The organism is Streptomyces sp. NPDC026394 (genome assembly GCF_055567735.1).
This window is the reverse complement of record NZ_JBVHPX010000020.1, coordinates 98,308-116,299: the sequence shown is the minus strand read 5'-3', so window position 1 is coordinate 116,299 and position 17,992 is coordinate 98,308. Positions and strand designations below refer to the sequence as shown.

Annotated in this window: 12 protein-coding genes and 1 pseudogene; 3 read left to right on the top strand and 10 right to left on the bottom strand. The window is 71.8% G+C overall.

Annotated elements, in window-relative coordinates; genetic code table 11:
• Window positions 1-248 precede the first annotated feature (248 nt).
• Window positions 249-1,985 (top strand): ATP-binding protein, encoded by a 1,737-nt coding sequence (locus ACZ4QV_RS33185; RefSeq protein WP_467763803.1) that lies wholly within the window; start codon window positions 249-251, stop codon window positions 1,983-1,985.
• The gene (locus ACZ4QV_RS33180; protein WP_361639751.1) at window positions 1,982-2,656 is read left to right on the top strand and encodes a DUF7342 family protein; all 675 of its coding nucleotides are present in this window, start codon (window positions 1,982-1,984) and stop codon (window positions 2,654-2,656) included. Before ACZ4QV_RS33185 ends, ACZ4QV_RS33180 begins: the two co-directional genes overlap by 4 nt.
• Window positions 2,657-2,694: 38 nt before the next feature.
• Here ACZ4QV_RS33180 and ACZ4QV_RS33175 read toward each other — a convergent pair whose 3' ends face one another.
• The 4 genes and pseudogenes from ACZ4QV_RS33175 to ACZ4QV_RS33160 all read right to left on the bottom strand — a co-directional run bounded on the left by ACZ4QV_RS33175 (window position 2,695) and on the right by ACZ4QV_RS33160 (window position 7,426).
• Window positions 2,695-3,372 carry a response regulator transcription factor gene (locus ACZ4QV_RS33175; protein WP_361590030.1) on the bottom strand — a complete coding sequence of 226 codons (678 nt, stop codon included), beginning with the start codon at window positions 3,370-3,372 and terminating at the stop codon, window positions 2,695-2,697.
• Window positions 3,369-4,561, bottom strand: a pseudogene (locus ACZ4QV_RS33170) (sensor histidine kinase). Before ACZ4QV_RS33170 ends, ACZ4QV_RS33175 begins: the two are co-directional and overlap by 4 nt.
• Window positions 4,562-4,634: 73 nt before the next feature.
• The gene (locus ACZ4QV_RS33165; protein WP_361639749.1) at window positions 4,635-5,123 is read right to left on the bottom strand and encodes a DUF1453 domain-containing protein; all 489 of its coding nucleotides are present in this window, start codon (window positions 5,121-5,123) and stop codon (window positions 4,635-4,637) included.
• A gap of 182 nt (window positions 5,124-5,305) precedes the next feature.
• Window positions 5,306-7,426, bottom strand: a complete 2,121-nt coding sequence (locus tag ACZ4QV_RS33160) for a DNA gyrase/topoisomerase IV subunit B (protein WP_361155756.1) — start codon at window positions 7,424-7,426, stop codon at window positions 5,306-5,308.
• Window positions 7,427-7,873: 447 nt separating this feature from the next.
• On the opposite strand from ACZ4QV_RS33160, the gene ACZ4QV_RS33155 reads away from it, so the two are divergent.
• Entirely contained in the window at window positions 7,874-8,104 is a 231-nt protein-coding gene (locus ACZ4QV_RS33155) for a DUF7455 domain-containing protein (RefSeq protein WP_033267354.1), read from the top strand.
• Between the two features lie 228 nt (window positions 8,105-8,332).
• Here ACZ4QV_RS33155 and ACZ4QV_RS33150 read toward each other — a convergent pair whose 3' ends face one another.
• The 6 genes from ACZ4QV_RS33150 to ACZ4QV_RS33125 form a co-directional block, all read right to left on the bottom strand.
• Entirely contained in the window at window positions 8,333-9,145 is an 813-nt protein-coding gene (locus ACZ4QV_RS33150; protein ID WP_361155753.1) for a S1 family peptidase, read from the bottom strand.
• A 153-nt stretch (window positions 9,146-9,298) separates the two neighbouring features.
• On the bottom strand, window positions 9,299-10,855 hold the full coding sequence (locus ACZ4QV_RS33145) for an RNA polymerase sigma factor (protein ID WP_361638412.1): 1,557 nt from the start codon (window positions 10,853-10,855) through the stop codon (window positions 9,299-9,301).
• 602 nt (window positions 10,856-11,457) lie between these two features.
• The gene (locus ACZ4QV_RS33140) at window positions 11,458-12,390 is read right to left on the bottom strand and encodes a FadR/GntR family transcriptional regulator (protein WP_361155892.1); all 933 of its coding nucleotides are present in this window, start codon (window positions 12,388-12,390) and stop codon (window positions 11,458-11,460) included.
• A 192-nt stretch (window positions 12,391-12,582) separates the two neighbouring features.
• Window positions 12,583-14,814, bottom strand: coding sequence for an ABC transporter ATP-binding protein (locus ACZ4QV_RS33135; RefSeq protein ID WP_361638410.1), 2,232 nt, complete (start codon window positions 14,812-14,814; stop codon window positions 12,583-12,585).
• 204 nt (window positions 14,815-15,018) lie between these two features.
• Window positions 15,019-15,783: an NUDIX hydrolase gene (locus ACZ4QV_RS33130; RefSeq protein ID WP_361155750.1), complete on the bottom strand. Its 765-nt coding sequence runs from the start codon at window positions 15,781-15,783 to the stop codon at window positions 15,019-15,021.
• Between the two features lie 48 nt (window positions 15,784-15,831).
• Entirely contained in the window at window positions 15,832-17,814 is a 1,983-nt protein-coding gene (locus ACZ4QV_RS33125; protein ID WP_361155748.1) for a glycogen debranching N-terminal domain-containing protein, read from the bottom strand.
• Between the last annotated feature and the right edge of the window lie 178 nt (window positions 17,815-17,992).

The window sequence follows — 17,992 nt, the reverse complement described above, 5'->3', positions numbered from 1 at the left end:
AGGGTGACAGTAACTCTCTGTGACTCCTTGAGATAACCACGCGCGGGAATCTCGCGAAAGCCCTGTGGATAACCCCCCTCGCCGCTTGTTCACTTGTCCACAGGCCCCGCAGCCGCCCAGCCCCAACCTGACTACCGATCCGCTCCCCACCCCACTTACTGTTCGTTCGTATGAGCGAACAGGCCGAGGGCAGCGCGCAGCCGCATACGGACCGGCCCGCCGGCAGCGGGCTGCGTGTCGTGCCGTCGATGCTGCGTACCGTGCGGTCGGCGCTGCGTCTGCGCGTCGGCTGGCCACGCCGCGTCTTCGCGCAGGTGCTGCTGATGCAGTTGGCCATCGCCGCCGGTGTCACGGCGCTCGCCACCGGTCTCTTCCTCGCTCCGCTCGGCGCGCAGCTCGACGACCAGGCGATGCGCCGGGCCTTGGCCATTGCCCAGACCACCGCCGCCGAATCGCGTCTCGACGACGCGCTGGAAAGCTCCCGTCCCGGCCGCCGCGGCCCCGTCCAGAACGAGGCGGAGCGCATCCGCCGTGCCACCGGGGCGGAGTACGTCGTGGTCATGGATACGCACGGGGTGCGCTGGTCGCACACCGATCCGGACGAGATCGGGCGGCATGTCTCCACCGACCCCAGTGGCGTTCTGGCGGGCCGCGAGGTCATGCAGATCGACGAGGGCACCCTGGGCCGCTCCGCGCGCGGGAAGGTGCCGCTGCGGGACGAGGAGGGAAAGATCGTCGGCGCCGTCTCGGTCGGCATCGCGTACGAGAGCGTGCAGCAGCGGCTGCTGAGTACCGTGCCGCAACTGCTCGCCTATGCGGGCGGGGCACTCGCCGTCGGCGCGCTGGCCGCCTACCTGGTCGCCCGACGCCTCCAGCGCCGTACCCATGACCTGGCCTTCTCCGACATCTCCGCCCTGCTCACGGAGCGCGAGGCGATGCTGCACGGCATCCGGGAGGGCTTCGTCGCGCTGGACGCGCACGGTCGCATCCGGCTGCTGAACGACGAGGCGCAGCGCCTGCTGGACCTGCGTTCCGAGGACACCGGTCGGCCCTTGGCGGAGGCGCTGCCACCCGGCCGTACCGCGGAAGTGCTCTCCGGCCGGGTGAGCGGCGCCGACCTGCTGACCGTCAGCGGACAGCGTGTCCTGGTGGCCAACCGGATGCCGACCGACGACGGAGGGGCCGTGGTGACCTTGCGCGACCGCACCGAGCTGGAGCGGCTGGGCCGTGAACTGGACGGCACCCGTGGGCTGATCGACGCGCTGCGCGCCCAGGACCACGAGCACGCCAACCGCCTCCACACACTGCTGGGCCTCCTCGAACTGGGGCTGCACGAGGAGGCCGTGGAGTTCGTGACCCAGGCGGTGGGCGTGCACCGGGCGACGGCCGAGCAGGTCACCGAGCGGGTGCACGATCCGTTGCTGGCGTCCCTTCTGGTCGGCAAGGCGACGGTCGCCACCGAACGCGGCGTCTCATTGAGCATCGCGCCCGGCAGCCACCTGCCGGACCGCGTGGTGGACCCGCACAGCCTGGTCACTGTCCTGGGCAACCTGATCGACAACGCCCTGGACGCCACGGCCGGAGCTCCCGGGGCATGCGTCGAGGTCGAAGTGCGCGCCGAGGGCCGTACCGCGGTCGTCCGGGTCCGTGACAACGGTCCCGGAGTGCCGGAGGCTCGGCGCACGGAAATCTTCACCGAGGGCTGGACGACCAAGGAACCTCCTGCACACGGACAGCGCGGTATCGGCCTCCCGCTCGTACGCCGCCTGGCCGAACGGTACGGGGGGACCGCCAGGGTGGCCGAGAGTCCCGGCGGGGGCGCGGAGTTCACCGTCACGCTCCCCGACGCGCTGTCCGACGCGCTCTCGGAGGAGGCGCCGGACGGTGGCGCCGAGGTGGAAGCGGACGAGAGGGATACGCGAGCCCCGGATGGCCGCACACCCGAGGGCAGCGGCGCCGATGGCGGCTCAAGAGGCGCGCGGTGATCGACGTACTGGTCGTGGACGACGACATACGGGTCGCCCAGATCAACGCCGCGTATGTCGCGAAGGTTCCGGGTTTCCGCGTCAGCCGCCTCGCCCACTCCGCCACCGAAGCCCTGGACGCCCTGGAGACCGCCTCCGTCGATCTCGTCCTGCTGGACCACTACCTGCCCGACGGGACCGGCCTCCAGCTCGTCGCGCGGCTGCGGCAGCGCGGTCTGCAGACCGACGTGATCATGGTGACCGCGGCGCGTGACATCGCTACCGTCCAGGCGGCCATGCGTCACGGGGCGCTGCAGTACCTGGTCAAGCCGTTCACGTTCGCCGGGCTCCGGTCCAAGCTGGAGGGTTACGCGGCCCTGCACCGCACCTTCGAGGGCGGTGGCCAGGCCGAACAGTCCGAAGTCGACCGGCTCTTCGGGGCGCTGGGTTCTGTGAACGCCGGCCCCGCGGAGCTGCCCAAGGGGCATTCGACGGCCACCGCCGACCGGGTCCGGTCCGTCCTGCGCACGGCGGACGCGCCGCTGTCCGCCCAGGAAGTGGCCCGGCAGGCGGGCCTGAGCCGGCAGACCGCGCAGCGGTACCTCAAGCTTCTCGAACGGGCCGGACGGGTCCGCCTCAGTCTCCGGTACGGGGAGACCGGCCGCCCCGAACACCGTTACGTCTGGGTCTGACGGCCAGGCACCGTTCTCCAGAAGCTCGCTTCATCCCATCAGGTGATGGACGAGCCGGGCGGTTGTGCGAGACCGTGCCGGTAGGCGTAGTGGATCGCCTGGGCCCGGTCCCGCAGCCCGGCCTTGGCGAAGAGGTTGTTGATGTGGGTCTTCACGGTCGCATTCGAGACGTGCAGCGACCGGGCGATCTCCGGGTTGGAGAGTCCCTCGGCGACCAGCCTCAGCACCTCCGTCTCACGCGCGGTCAGTCCGTCCGGCGGCTCGGCCGACGCTGCCGGGACGGCCGTCCGTACGGGCTCCGCGAACCGCTCCAGCAGCCGCCGCTGCACCTTCGGCGACAACCCGGCCGCACCCGACAGCACATCCTCGACGGCCCGGACGATCTCGTCACCGTCCGCGTCCTTCGTCAGGTAGCCCCGGGCGCCGGCCTCCAGCGCGGGGAAGAGGTGGTCGTCGTCCGCGTAGGTCGTCAGGACGACGACTTCGGTGCCCGGGTGCTCCGTCCGGATCCTCCGGGTGGCCTCGACACCGTCGCAGCGGGGCATCCGAAGGTCCATCAGCACGACGTCCGGGGCCAGTTCGGCGGTGAGCCGTACCGCCTCCTCACCGTCCCCGGCCGAGCCCACGACCTCAATGCCCGGCAGCAGCCCCAGCAGCATCACGATGCCCTCACGCACCACCGTCTGGTCGTCGGCGACCACGACCCGCGCCGTCATACCGGCACCCTCAACCGCACCACGTAACCCTCCTCGGCGGGACCGGAGTCCAGCGTTCCACCGAGGAGTTCGGCGCGCTCCCGCATCCCCAGCAGACCGTACCCGGAACCGGACGAACCGAGATCGTCGAGGGTCCCCGGTCCGCCACCGCGGAGTTCCCTGCGCGCGGCGGAATTCCGCACCTCCAGTTCCACTTCGGCCTCCGCATAGGTGAGCCGTACGGTCACCCGCGCGCCCGGAGCGTGCTTCCGTACGTTCGTGAGCGCCTCCTGCGCCACCCTGCGCAGCGCGAGGCCGGCTTCGGGCGACAGCTCTCGCCGCTCCCCCGTCACCTCCAGGCGGGCGTTCTCAGCGGCGGTCAGGTGGCGCAGGAAGTCCTCCACCCCGGCGCCATCTCACCGCGCAGCGCCGACAGGGCCTGACGCGTGCCGTCCAGGCCCTCCCTGGCCATGCCGCGCGCCGCCACGACCCGCTCCAGGATCTGCTGCCGGTCCGCCTCCAGGTCACCGCTGCGCTGGATCAGCAGCCGCGCCGCCTCCAAGTGCACAAGTTGCGCGCTCAGACTGTGCGCGAGTACGTCGTGGACTTCACGGGCGATGCGTCCGCGCTCGGCCAGCGCGGCCGTCTCCGCCTCGGCCTTACGGGCGGCTCGCTCCTGGGTCAGCAGCCGCTGCGCGTTGCCCCGCGCCTCGGAGTCCAGCCGTACGACGTACCCGGCCAGTCCGAGCCCGATGACGGTCGCCGTGATCGACAGCCAGCCGTCCGGGCTGCGCGAGGCGTACGCCGCCAGGGAGGCGACCATGCACGGCACCGCCACCGCCAGCGGCAGCCGCCCCATCGAGACGATGGCGCTCGCGCCCCACACCACGGTGGCCGGCACCCTCGCGCCTTCCATGTGGAACCAGAACGCGCCGGTCTCCAGAAGCGCCAGCAGCCCGAGCGCCGGCCACAGCCGGTGCTCCAGCGTCGTACGGAAGAACCCCCACAGGAGCAGGAGGCAGACCGCGACCGCGGCCAGCCCCAGCACCGCTCCCGTGTCGCGGAACGCCTGGTCCGCCAGGGCGCTCCACAGCAGACCGGCCATGATCACGGTGCGGATGGCCCTGCCGATCCACACCCGGGTCCGGCTCGAAGCCTGGCGGGAGAGCGCTTCCCGCGAGGGCCAGCCCGTCCAGAAACTCAGCGGCACAAACGATCCTTCCGGCACGGTGCTCCCGGGGCTGGGCCGCCGGCACGTACGGCCGGGACGCGGGACCGCGGTCTCAGCCACCGGCAGCAACACGGTACGTCGGCCGGAGCTGCTGGGCACGCCACATCAGGGTGCCTGTACGGGCGAGCAGCGTGGCGGCCACGGACAGCATCGTGGCCTGAGTGCCCAGGTGGACCCCCACCAGCACCGCGACCCCGTACAGGCCGAACCGCAGCCCCGCCCCGAGGGCCCAGGCCACGGCGGTGACCACGCGGCCGGCGGACCAGACCTGCCCGTCCGCGTCCGTCCAGATCCCCGTGGTCCAGGCCCAGGCGGCGCCGGTGAGCAGGCCGAGGACCACGCCGACGGCCAGGAGGGCGGCCGATCCGGTGGGGTGCGCGCTGTCGATCAGGCCCGGTTCGCGGACCGCCAGGAAGCCGAGGACGGCGGGCAGCAGCCACCAGCTCCTGCCCTCCGACGTCAGCCGCTGCGGCTTGAACTGCCGCACGACCACCAGCGTGATGACCGCGACGATGACGAGAACGTTGAGCAAGTCGCTCATGACCTGGGCCTCCGGGGTACGGGAACAACAACCGCCCCGACGCTACGGAGCGGACCCCGCCGACCGGATCGGCGTGCGGGTGGGCTCCGGGTGGAAAACGCGGCGGGCGCCTCTCCACCCGTGGGTGGAGAGGCGCCCGTACCGGCGCATGCAGGGGCTTCACGCGCCCCCACGGCGGCTCGTCACGTGTCGATGCGCGAGAGGTCCAGCGTGGCGGCGGAGCTGGTGATGAATTCCCGGCGCGGGGCGACCTCGTTGCCCATGAGCAGGTCGAAGGCCTTCTCGGCGGCCTCCAGGTCGCTGATGTTGATCCGGCGCAGGGTGCGGTGGCGGGGGTCCATGGTGGTCTCCGCGAGCTGGTCGGCGTCCATCTCGCCCAGACCCTTGTAGCGCTGGATGCTGTCCTTGTAACGGACGTTCTTGCGCTGCAGTTCCAGCAAGGTCTGGCGCAGCTCGTTGTCCGAATACGTGTAGATGTACTTGTCCTGGCCCTTCTTGGGCTGGGTCAGCTCGACCCGGTGCAGCGGCGGCACGGCCGAGAAGACCCGCCCCTGCTCGACCATCGGACGCATGTAGCGCTGGAAGAGCGTCAGCAGCAGGCACCGGATGTGCGCGCCGTCGACATCGGCGTCCGCGAGGAAGATGACCTTGCCGTAACGGGCCGCGTCGATGTCGAAGGTACGGCCGGAACCCGCTCCTATGACCTGGATGATCGCGCCGCACTCGGCGTTCTTGAGCATGTCCGAGACCGACGACTTCTGGACATTGAGAATCTTGCCGCGGATCGGCAGCAGCGCCTGGAACTCGGAGTTGCGCGCCAGCTTGGCGGTGCCCAGTGCCGAGTCGCCCTCGACGATGAACAGCTCGCTGCGCTCGACGTCGTCACTGCGGCAGTCGGCCAGCTTCGCGGGCAGCGACGAGGACTCCAGAGCCGTCTTGCGGCGCTGTGCCTCCTTGTGCTGGCGGGCCGCGATGCGGGTACGGGCCGCCGCGACGATCTTGTCGAGGACGGCTCGGGCCTGCTGCTTGGCGTCCCGCTTCGTGGAGGTCAGGAACGCCTTGAGCTCCTTGGCGACGACCTGCGCGACGATCCGGGAGGCGGCCGAGGTGCCCAGCACCTCCTTGGTCTGGCCCTCGAACTGGGGCTCCGCGAGCCGTACGGTGACGACCGCGGTGAGCCCCTCCATGGCGTCGTCCTTGACGACGTCGTCCTCGGCGACGCGCAGGAGCTTGGCCGACCGCAGCACCTCGTTGACGGTCTTGGCCACGGACCGTTCAAAACCGGACACGTGCGTGCCGCCCTTGGGGGTGGCGATGATGTTGACGAAGGACCGGACGGTGGCGTCGTAGCCGGTGCCCCAGCGCAGCGCCACATCGACGCCCAGCTCCCGGGTCACCTCGGTGGGGGTCATGTGGCCGCGGTCGTCCAGGACCGGCACGGTCTCCTTGAACGTTCCCTGCCCGGACAGCCGCAACACGTCACAGACGGCCTTGTCCTGCGCCAGGTACTCGCAGAACTCGCTGATACCGCCGTCGTACCGGAAGGTTTCCTCCGTCGGGCCCTCGCTCTCGACGCCGCGCTCGTCCCGTACGACGAGGGTCAGGCCGGGCACCAGGAAGGCCGTCTGGCGCGCTCGCGCGTGCAGCGTCTCCAGGGAGAGCTTGGCGTCCTTGAGGAAGATCTGCCGGTCGGCCCAGTAGCGCACTCGCGTACCGGTCCGGGTCTTGGGGATGCGCTTGCCCTTGAGCAGGCCGTTGGCCGGATCGAAGGGGGCGTCGGGGCCGGACTCGGTGAAGATGCCGGGCACGCCGCGGCGGAAGCTGATCGAGTGGGTCTTGCTGTTGCGGTCCACCTCGACGTCCAGCCGGGCGGAGAGCGCGTTGACGACCGAGGCGCCGACGCCGTGCAGACCGCCGGAGGCCGCGTACGAGCCGCCGCCGAACTTGCCGCCGGCGTGCAGCTTGGTCATCACGACCTCGACGCCGCTCAGGCCGGTCTTGGGCTCCACGTCGACCGGGATGCCGCGGCCGTTGTCCCGGACCTCCACCGAGCCGTCGCCGTGGAGGACGACGTCGATACGATCGCAGTAGCCGCCCAGTGCCTCGTCGACGGAGTTGTCGATGATCTCCCAGAGGCAGTGCATCAGGCCGCGGCTGTCCGTCGAGCCGATGTACATGCCCGGACGCTTGCGGACGGCCTCCAGTCCCTCCAGGACGAGCAGATGCCGCGCGGTGTAGTTGGACCCGTCCCGGTCAGCCCCGGTCAGCACGGCGGTGGACGGCACGGACATCTCGGCGGTCACGCGGTTCGCTCCTCGCTGAATTACTGGCGGTCCGCATTCCGCGGACCCGGTCGTGGCGGTGTCGCCGGTGAGAGCGTACCGAGGCCCGGTAGAGCCGATGTGACGCCACCCGTGACGGTGTCCATGGTAGTAGACTTTCGTTCAGGTGTTCGATCCCTCGTTGGAGTGAGAGCGCGGTGCCGCGCACATCACGTTCCCTTCGAGGCATGAACCATTTAGGCTCCGGGCACGTCCTCTTGAACAACCGGCAAGCCAGCCGGGAGGACAAAAGCCCAGCAACCAACGTGAATCAGACCACCACGCAATACGGCTCATTCGCCGCCACCCGGCAACACCCGGCCCCCTTGGAAAAAAAATTTTCAGGGAATAGGCACGAGCGGGAACGTTTTCGGCCTGGTTGGATGTTGACCCTGGTACGACAGCTCGTCGAGCTAGAGAAGAGGCGACGTGACTACTGTTCTGACCCCCGCGAGCCCGCTGACGGCCGCTGACCGCTGCGACCGCTGCGGCGCCCAGGCATACCTGCGCGTCGTCCTGATGTCCGGCGGCGAACTGCTCTTCTGCGCCCACCATGGCCGCAAGTTCGAGCCAGAACTCAAGAAGATCGCCGCGGAAATACAGGACGAGACGGAGCGGCTGACCGCCCCTCCCGCGTCTGCTTCCGATGAGGAACGCTGACACATCGCATCCGACGACGAGCGAGCAGCGGCCTAGGGCCGTGCGGCGGGCGGCCCCCCGGCACCACCGGGGGGCCGCCCGCACTCGTCAGCTCCCGCACCGGGACCGCCGTCGGCGCGCAGTGCCGACGCGACCACGACGGCTGCGCCGTCAAGCGCCCCTCGCGGCGCCCTGAGGCCCTGCCGCCACACGCGTGGCACCGTGGCCGGGATGCCCGCTCCACGGCCCTCAGCCGGCCCCGTGGGCGGTTACGTGCTTGATCATCGCTGAGATGCGGGTATAGACGCCCGGCTTGCCCACCTTCCCGCAGCCCGTCCCCCAGGACACCAGCCCCACCAGACGCCCCCGCGCCACCAGCGGCCCCCCGCTGTCGCCCTGGCAGGCGTCCCGGCCGCCGCTCGGCACCCCCGCGCACAGCATGGAACCGGACAGATACCTACCGTCCGCATTGCCCGGATACGCTCTGCTACAGGCCGCGTTCGAAAACATTTGGACCTGCGCCGAGCGGAGCGTGGACGCGTACGAGCCGTTGCCGGTGGTGTCGCCCCAGCCGTACACGTTCGCCTTCGTGCCCGCCTTGTACGCGGGGTCACCGGCCTTGGCCATCGGGAGCGCCCGCCCCTTCGGCATCTGCTTTCCGAGCGTGAGGACGGCGATGTCACCGGCGTTGCTGTAGCTGTCGTACGTCGGGTTCACCCAGACCCGCCGCGGCACCAGCTCCTCCCCGCCCCTGCCCCGCATGTCCTCGCGCCCCACGATGATCCGCAGGTCCCTGACCTGCTGCCACTCCACGCCCAGTACCGCGCGGCTCAGGCAGTGCGCCGCCGTGACCACCGTCGCGCGGCCGACCAGCACACCGCCGCAGAACTGCCCCGACCGGTCGGCGCCGAACCGGGAGCGGGAAGCGATGGCGACCATCCACGGGTTGTCGGAGACCTTCACCTGCCGACCGCCCACGACCGCCGCGTCCGCCTGCGCGGTGACCGGTACGGCGAGAACCAGGACGAGGGCCCCGAGGGCGGCCCGGACATAGCCACGCATACACGCTCTCCTGACTGTGCGGAAGTGTTCGCACACCCAGGGTGAGTCAGTTGGGCGCATCACGCACCCGGACACACCGCGGGCCCGGCCCCCACCGAGGGGGACCGGGCCCGCAATGCACTCGTACGGCCGTCCGGAGTGACCGCTTCCGGATCAGTCCAGGTAGTCGCGGAGCACCTGCGAGCGCGACGGGTGACGCAGCTTCGACATCGTCTTGGACTCGATCTGGCGGATCCGCTCACGCGTGACGCCGTAGACCTTGCCGATCTCGTCCAGCGTCTTGGGCTGGCCGTCGGTGAGACCGAAGCGCATGGAGACCACGCCCGCCTCACGCTCGCTGAGCGTGTCCAGGACCGAGTGCAGCTGCTCCTGCAGCAGCGTGAAGCTAACCGCGTCGGCCGGCACGACCGCCTCGGAGTCCTCGATCAGGTCACCGAACTCGCTGTCGCCGTCCTCGCCCAGCGGGGTGTGCAGCGAGATCGGCTCACGGCCGTACTTCTGGACCTCGATGACCTTCTCGGGGGTCATGTCCAGTTCCTTGGCCAGCTCCTCCGGGGTGGGCTCGCGGCCCAGGTCCTGGAGCATCTGGCGCTGCACACGGGCCAGCTTGTTGATGACCTCGACCATGTGGACGGGGATACGGATCGTCCGGGCCTGGTCGGCCATGGCGCGGGTGATCGCCTGGCGGATCCACCACGTCGCGTACGTGGAGAACTTGTAACCCTTCGTGTAGTCGAACTTCTCGACCGCACGGATCAGACCGAGGTTGCCCTCCTGGATCAGGTCCAGGAAGAGCATGCCGCGGCCGGTGTAGCGCTTGGCCAGCGAGACCACCAGACGGAGGTTGGCCTCCAGCAGGTGGTTCTTGGCGCGGCGGCCGTCCTCGGCGATGATCTCCAGCTCGCGCTTGAGCTTCGGCGCCAGCTTGTCGGAGTTGGCCAGCTTGTCCTCGGCGAACAGGCCCGCCTCGATGCGCTTGGCGAGTTCGACCTCCTGCTCGGCGTTGAGCAGCGGGACCTTGCCGATCTGCTTGAGGTAGTCCTTGACCGGGTCGGCGGTGGCGCCGGCCGCGGCGACCTGCTGCGCGGGGGCGTCGTCCTCGTCGTCGTCGGACAGCACGAACCCGGCGTTCTCGGCACCCTCGGGCACCTCGGCCGCGGCCTCGCCCTTGCCGGCCGGCGCCGCCTCCTCGATCGGCTCGTCGTCGAGGAGCTCGTCGACGTCCTTCTTGGCGGCGGTCTTCTTCGCCACGGTCTTCTTGGCGGCGGTCTTCTTCGCGACCGTCTTCTTCGCGGCGGCCTTCTTGGCCACCGCCTTCTTCTCGGGCCCGCCCTCGGCCTCGCCGTACGACACGTCACCCATCGGGGTGGCCGCGGTGGTGGCCTTCTTAGCCGTGGCCGTCTTGGCCGCGACGGTCTTGGTGGCGGTGCGCTTCGCCGGACTCTTCGCTGCGACGCTCTTGCGGGTGCGCTTGGGCGCCTCTGCGGCACTGACCATCAGCGTCACACCCTCCTCGTCGAGGATCTGGTTGAGGCTGCGCAGAACGTTCTTCCACTGGGTTGGCGGAATCTGGTCAGCCTCGAAGGCCCGACGCACGTCATCGCCGGCGATCTGCCCATCAGCCTTTCCCCGCTCGATGAGCGCCATCACTGACTCGGACTCGGCGATCTCCGGCGGGAGCGTACGGGATGTGCTGGCCGACACGAACAACCTCTCGGAACGATGGAAACGGCTTCCGACCCCGTCCACGGTGGATCGGAGCCGACGACCGTCGGCGGGGATGGGCCGACGGCGCAGGGGAAGCCGGGGAGTTGAACAGCGCCGAAAACGCCGCTCGCATTCCCTCCTCGGCTATCACCTCTTAAGTCATCGCGCCTCCCCGGCGAGCGTTACGCCCAATCTGCGTGGCCCGAGTCACACCGCATAACGAGACATTCCCCCCTCTACGGTGCGCAATCCTCCCAAGCAAACGCCGGGCCCGGATGATGCTCCCGGGCCCGGCGGCCTGACGTACAGCGGCCCGCGCCGGCCGCTCGCTGGCGACGGCGCACTGTCGTGGGTCCCACGCCCACGTCCGTGCGCTCCGCCGGCGTCCGCACGCCCTGTGCGCCCCCATGCACTCCGTGCGCCTGGCGTCCGCCCCTCGCGCCCCGGGTGGCCCGCACGTTCCCCGGCGGGCCGTCCCGTGCTCCGGCGGTCCGTCCCGTACGGACGCGCCTCCCGCTCGCGTACGGGTACGCGCCTCTCGGCCGGGCTACCCGGTCGGTACGGGCCTCCCCGGGTGAGCGGGGATCTTCGGCGGCGCCGGCCCCTCAGTGCTCGCGGGGCGGCGGGACGGTGTGATCCCCGGCACCGCCGGCGCCCTGGCCGCCGGTCTCGCCGTGGGTGGTCAGCAGGGCGCGCATCGCGGACTCGGCGCCCGCCGCGTCACCGGCGCCGATCGCGTCGACGATCCGCATGTGCTGGCCCACGGTCTTCTCCGCGGGCCGCTCACAGCCACCGGACGGGCCGCCCGAGACGTGCAGGGCGGAGGAGACGATGCCGGAGAGGTGCTCCAGCATCCGGTTCCCGGCGAGCTGGAGCAGCAGGGTGTGGAACTCGGCGTCGGCGCGGCCGAAGGTCAGCGCGTCACCCTGGGCAGCGGCGTGGCCCATGATCTCGCCCATGTCGGCGAGGCGCTGCTGGATATCGTCGCGACCGTGGCCGGCGGCGAGCCGGGCGGCGAGGGGTTCGATGGTCCAGCGCAGCTCGGACAGTTCACGACGCTGGTCGTCGCGCTGCGGGCCGTACGCCCGCCACTCGATGATGTCCGGGTCGAGCAGGTTCCAGTCGCTGACCGGACGCACCCGGGTGCCCACGTTCGGGCGGGCGCTGACCAGGCCCTTGGCCTCCAGGACGCGCAGCGACTCACGGACCACGGTGCGGGAGACCTCGAAGCGCTGGCCGATCTCCTCGGGGACGAGCGGGCGGTCCGCCCCGAGATCGCCGGAGACGATCATCTGGCCGAGCTGCTGGACGAGTTGGCCGTGCAGCCCGCGCCCGCGGTTGCCCGCCGCGCGGCGGCCGGCCCGGGCCATGTCCGCCTCGGGCCCGTCCCAGACGGGCGGCACGCGGTCGGCCCGCTCGGCGCCCGGAGCGTGGGCGACACCGCCGGCGCCGGGTGCTCCCGCGGCGGCGTAGGAGTAGCGGTCAAGCTCGCCCGGGCCGGTGAGGCCGGCGTCGGCGGGGCGAGCCGCGGTCATCATGGTGTGCGCAAGGGTACTCACGCATCATTTGTCGGCGACGCCCCCGGACCCCTTGAGGTCTTTGGTGAAAAGCACACGAAAGGGTGATCGCCCATCATTCCCCAATTGACGCTTTATCGGAAAGAAAGGTGCTCCCCACGGGACGGCCCGGCCACTGTCGCGCCAACACCGCACGAAAGCGGCCCGTGAAGGTCAGCGGGCCCTCCTCCGCAGCGCAGTCAGGGCGTAAGCGAGGGCCAGCGCGGCGAGCGACAACGACAGCGCTCCGCCCACTGGTTGGGCCGCCAGTCGCAGCGCCACCTCGACAGCCTGGTCGAACCCGGACGGCCACTGCACCAGCGCCGCCGAGCGCAGCCGAGCGGGGACTCCCACCAGGGACCGGGCCGCCGGAGCGGCCAACGCACGCTGTACGAGCGGCAGCACGAGCACCGGTACGGCCAGGACCACGGCCAGCCCCGTCGCAGTGGACCGGAAGACACCGGCCGCCAGCACACCCGCCCAGGCGCAACCGACCAGGAGGGCCGTCCAACTGGCGGCCAGCACCTTCGCATCGTTCCCGGGCGGCAGGCCCGCGGAACCGAACAGGCCGTACACCGCCAGGCCGTCGAGCAGCAGCGTACCCATCGCGAGCAACGCCGCCGCGCCACCGCTGACCAGCAGCTTGGCCGCGAGCAGGCCGAGGCGGCGGGGCACCGTGCCCTGTTCGGGAGCGAGCGCCGGATAGCGGAACTCCTGGCCGAAGGAGAGCGCCCCGATCAGCCCGGCCGCGAGCGCCACCGGAGGGAACGGAAGTTGACGCGGCCAACCGGTGAGCACATGCACCCGGGAAGCGTCCCCGGCACGGGCCAGCACCAACGCGAAGATCAAAGCCACCGCCAGCGCCAACACGATCACCAGGGGACCGGCGGGGTCGGTCGCGGCGCGGCGGAGTTCGTACCGCAACGGCCATTCCGGGCCACGGCCCGACAGCCGCAGGCTGACGAGCTTCCGGGCCGCGCCTTCCGGCGAAGCCGGGGCGGGGCCGGGAGAGCCTGGGGCAAGGGAGGCGCGGAGGGGTTTGAAGGTGGAGGTGGAGGAGGTGCGAGATGGTGGTGAGGCGGGGAGGGGCGAGACGTTCGGGTGGGGCAGGGCGGGTGACGGAAGTACGTACGTGGAGGGCGTCGCGTCGTCCGAGCCGGATGGCGGGGCGGGGGCGGAGGTCGAGACAGAGGCGGGGGCAGGGGCAGGGGCGGCAGCGACGGTGCATGCGGCTGGCGCCGCGTGCGTCCCGGGGTGCCCGGGGGCTGTGGGGCCGGCGGGAGCCCTGAGAGTCGCGGTAGCCTCCGCAGGTCCAGCGGCACCATGCGCCTCAGCGACATCGGGGGCTGCTCCTCCCGGGGCCGCAGCGGCAGGAGCAGCCGGAGACTGTGCGGCAGGGCGCTGCGCGGCCGGGTTCTGCGCAGCCGCATTCTCTGCGGCGGGACTCGTGGCCGCCGGTACGGCGCGGTTCCGGGCGCGGCCGTCGGCGCGATGGAGCGGGGTGACGGGTCCGGTGTCTCCCACCTCGTCGGCGAGCCGGTGCACGAGAATGCCGTGCCGGAACGCCGTGTCGCCCACAGCGGCGCAGCTACTGCCGTAGACGGCGATACGGCTCCCGCTCTCCCGTACGACTTCGACCGCGCGGCCCGCCTGCGGCTCCGCCCCCGGGCGCGCACGCTGCGCCTCGTCGACGAGCAGTGACGCGAGCCGGTCGGCGTGCGGAGAACGGACCACGACACGCGGACGCAGCCGGGTCCGGGCGAAGTCGGTAACCGTCTGGTCCGCGACCAGCCTGCCCTCCTCGACGGTGACCACCCGGTGGCCGAGCCGGGCGGCCGCCCGTGCGTCGCTGGAGGTGACCAGTACGGCACCGCCCTGTGCCGCATAGCCCTGCAGCAAGCCGTGCAGCCACGCCGCCTCGCGCGGGGACACGTCTCGGGAGGGCTCGTCGAGGAGGAGGGTGTGCGGGTCGCCGAGGAGCGCGGCGGCCAGGCCGAGCCTGCGGTCCATGCCCCGCGAGAAGGCGCCGAGTTTTTCGTCGGCCAGGCCGCTGAGGCCGACGACGTCCAGGACGTCGTCGGCCCGGGATGCCGGAACTCCCGCGGCGGCGCTGAGCATCCGCAGGTGCCCTCGTGCCGTACGGCCGGGATGACCGGGGACGTCCCCGAGGACCACGCCGATCTCGCGGGCCGGGTTCGGCACGCGGTGCAGCGGACGGCCGCGGAAGAGTGCGACGCCACGGCCGCTCTCCAACTGGAGCATGAGGCGCAGCGCGGTGGTCTTGCCGGCTCCCTCGTCGCCGAGCAGGACGGTGATCCGGCCGGCGGGGGCCTCGAAGCTGAGGTCGTCGACGGCGGGGCGCCGCCCCTGGCGGGAGCCGCCGGTCAGCCCGATGGCCTGGATCATCGTGCCCCCCACGGGGTGCGGGACCTCACGGGAGCGGCGGGGAGGAGGTGGGGACTCACCCGGCCACGGTAACCCCGCCTGTCCGTTTTGTCGGTAATGCGCCCCAATTGGTGCCCACGCGTGTCACGTTCTGCCGCCAACGGCGCCGCGTGGCAGGGCCACCCGTCCTTCCCGCCACCGAACGGCCGTCACCCGCCCCGTCGCTCAGACCTCCGGACGCAGCATCGGCGGGTTGAGCAGGGTCGCACCGCCGGCTCGGAACAGCTGTGCCGGGCGGCCTCCCTGACGGGTCGTCGTCCCTCCGGTCGGTACGAGGAAGCCTGGTGTGCCGGTGACCTTGCGGTGGAAGTTCCGGGGGTCCAGGGCCACGCCCCACACCGCCTCGTACACCCTGCGCAGCTCCCCGACGGTGAACTCCTGCGGGCAGAACGCGGTGGCGAGCGAGGAGTACTCGATCTTCGAGCGGGCCCGCTCCACCCCGTCCGCAAGGATCCGGGCATGATCGAAAGCGAGAGGTGCGGACTGCTCGCCCTCGCGGCCCAGGCCGCCGTCCTGGTCGAGGAGTGTGTCGACCGGGGCCCAGCGCGCACTGTGGGCGTCGCCGCCCGCCGTCGGCGCGGGCAGGTCCGGCGCGAGCACCAGGTGGGCGACGCTGACCACCCGCATACGGGGATCACGCTTGGGATCGCCGTACGTGGCGAGCTGTTCCAGGTGCGCGCCGTAGGGCGGCGGCGGGCCCGCCGGGCAGTGGGCGTGCAGCCCGGTCTCCTCGGCCAGCTCCCGGGCAGCGGCGCCCTCCAGGTCCTCGTCGCTCCGCACGAACCCGCCCGGCAGGGCCCAGCGCCCCTGGAACGGCGGCTCACCACGCCGCACGGCCAGCGCGCACAGCGCGTGCCTGCGCACGGTGAGCACGACCAGGTCGACGGTAACGGCGAACGGGGGGAAGGCCGACGGGTCGTAGGGAGACATGGCGCGATCATAGTCGTCCGCCTGACGATAATCAGGCCCTGACGCATCTCACGCCCCCAGTTGCAAGCCATTCGCGGCCTCCTCGACCAGACCGAGGCCGAGTCTGCTGATCCGTACGGCGAACGGCTGCCCGGCGATGCTGAGCCCGGTGAACTGCATGGCGCCGAGCGGCGCGCTGCCGACCGGGCGGACCGCCACGGTCCCCGCCGGGACGTCTGGGCGCACCCCGGCCAGAGCGGTCAGGGCGTGCACCGCGCCCGCGGCGGCCACGGCGGCCGGCCGGCAGGCAGCGGGGTGCGGCACCGGGGCGCCGTCACGGGTGCGCTGCTCACCCGCGTACATCTCCGGCAGCCGGTAGCCGAAGCTCTGTGCCGCGTCGAGGAGCCCGCGGACCAGGGAGGCGGCCTCCTTCTCATGGCCGGCGGCAGCAAGGCCGGCGACGGCCACCGCCGTCTCGTGGACCCGTACGGCACCGCTGCGGTGACCGAAGGGGTTGTAACCGCTCTCCTTGGCTCCGAGCCCCCGCAGTCCCCAGCCCGAGTCCATGGCCGGGCTTCCCAGGAGGCGGGCGAGGCGCTCCGTGCGTACCGCGTCGAGCAGGCCGACGGCTGTGCGTCCGCCGCCGAGCAGGCCGGTGTCCAGGAGGTGGACGGCCGCGGAACCGAGGTGCGGCAGCAGCCGGCCGCCCGGCGTGCGCAGTACGGCCGGGCTGCCACCGCTGCGGCTCTCCACCCAGAACTCCTCACGGAACCGGGTCCGCAGTCCCGCCGCCCACTCCCGCAGCGCGGGCGCTCCCGGTCTGCCGCAGGCGTCGAGGAGGTCGGCGCCGAGCAGCGCGGCGCGGTGCGCGTGTGCCTGGGTCGCGCAGCGGTACGGTCCCCCGGGGGCCGGATCGGGGACGTAGCCGCTGCCTCCGCTCAGGGCTCCGTCACCGGGCACGCTTTCGTCGCTCACCGCCGTACGCAGCCATCTCAGGCAGCCCTCCGCTGCCGGGAGCAGCTGCTCTGTCTCGCGGTCGGGCAGGCCCCAGCGGCGGGCTTCGGCGAGAACCGCGGGGAACAGCAGCGTCGCCTCGACGCCCGTACAGCTGGGTGGGGCGTACGGGCCCGCGTCCCGCAGCGCGCCAGGAATTCGGCCGGAATCCGCCCCCGCTCCGGTCAGTTGGACATGCGCGAGGGTGCGCAGGGTGTTGGCCGCGAGGCGGGTGCCCAGGGGCAGCAACATGCGCGCCGCCCAGAGGGCCTCGGCCGGCGAAAGGCCGCAACGCCAGGGAACCCCACCCGCGATGTACGTGTCCGTGGGTGCACCAGGGCCTCGCATCAGCAGACCGTGGAGATCGTCGAGTCCGGCCGCCAGCAGTGCGTCGGCCCGGGGGTCGTCGCACTGGAGCCGTGCCGCCGACCACGGGCGGGGCGGTTGCTCGCCGCCGCGCGAGGCCGGGAGCGGCGGCCCCGGCCGGCCGGCGAAGGCTCCCGACGTCGCGTGCTCCAGCCGGACCCGCACCTCGATGGTGTGCTGGCCGCCGGGCGGCAGGTCCAGCTCCCAGCACAACAGTCCGGCCGAGGCCATGACGTCGGTGGGGGCCGGGGTCGCGGCGATCACGGCGTGGGCCCCCGCGGCGGACCAGCGCAGCCCCGACCCGTGCACGCTGGCGGGCAGTTCGGGTCCGGCGACACCGACGGCGATCGCGCCGAGATCGGCGAGGTCGGTGCCCAGCCGCAGTTCCACCGGCAACCGCACCCGGCGCGGTGCGCTGCTGTGGAACGTGATGCGTTCGACCCCGTCGGCGGACCGCAGCCGTTCCACGCGCATCTCGGGGTCCGGGCCGCGGTCGACGGCCGTACGGACCGTCCCGACGAACCGTGCGCGGTCGGAGGCGATCAGCCGGCCCTGCACGATCACGGGCTCGGCGCCGCCCGCGCTCAGCTGGCAACGGGACAGGACGCGCCGCCCGGCACGGTAGAAGCCGTCCGTCCCCCGGCCGGTGAGCTGGCCCTGTTCGGAGGAGATGGCCAGCGCCGGCAGAGCCACGCAGATCAAGGTCCGGTGGACAGGCTGTGGTTCCGGCGGCCGGGGCACCCCGGAACGGTGATCTCCGGGTGCCCGGCGGGCCGGCTGAGTGGTGGGGACCATGCCTGACACTCTCTGCGCTCCCTGCTGGGGTCTGGGCTCCAAACGGACTGCGCCACAGAGGTGAACGCCAGGGCCG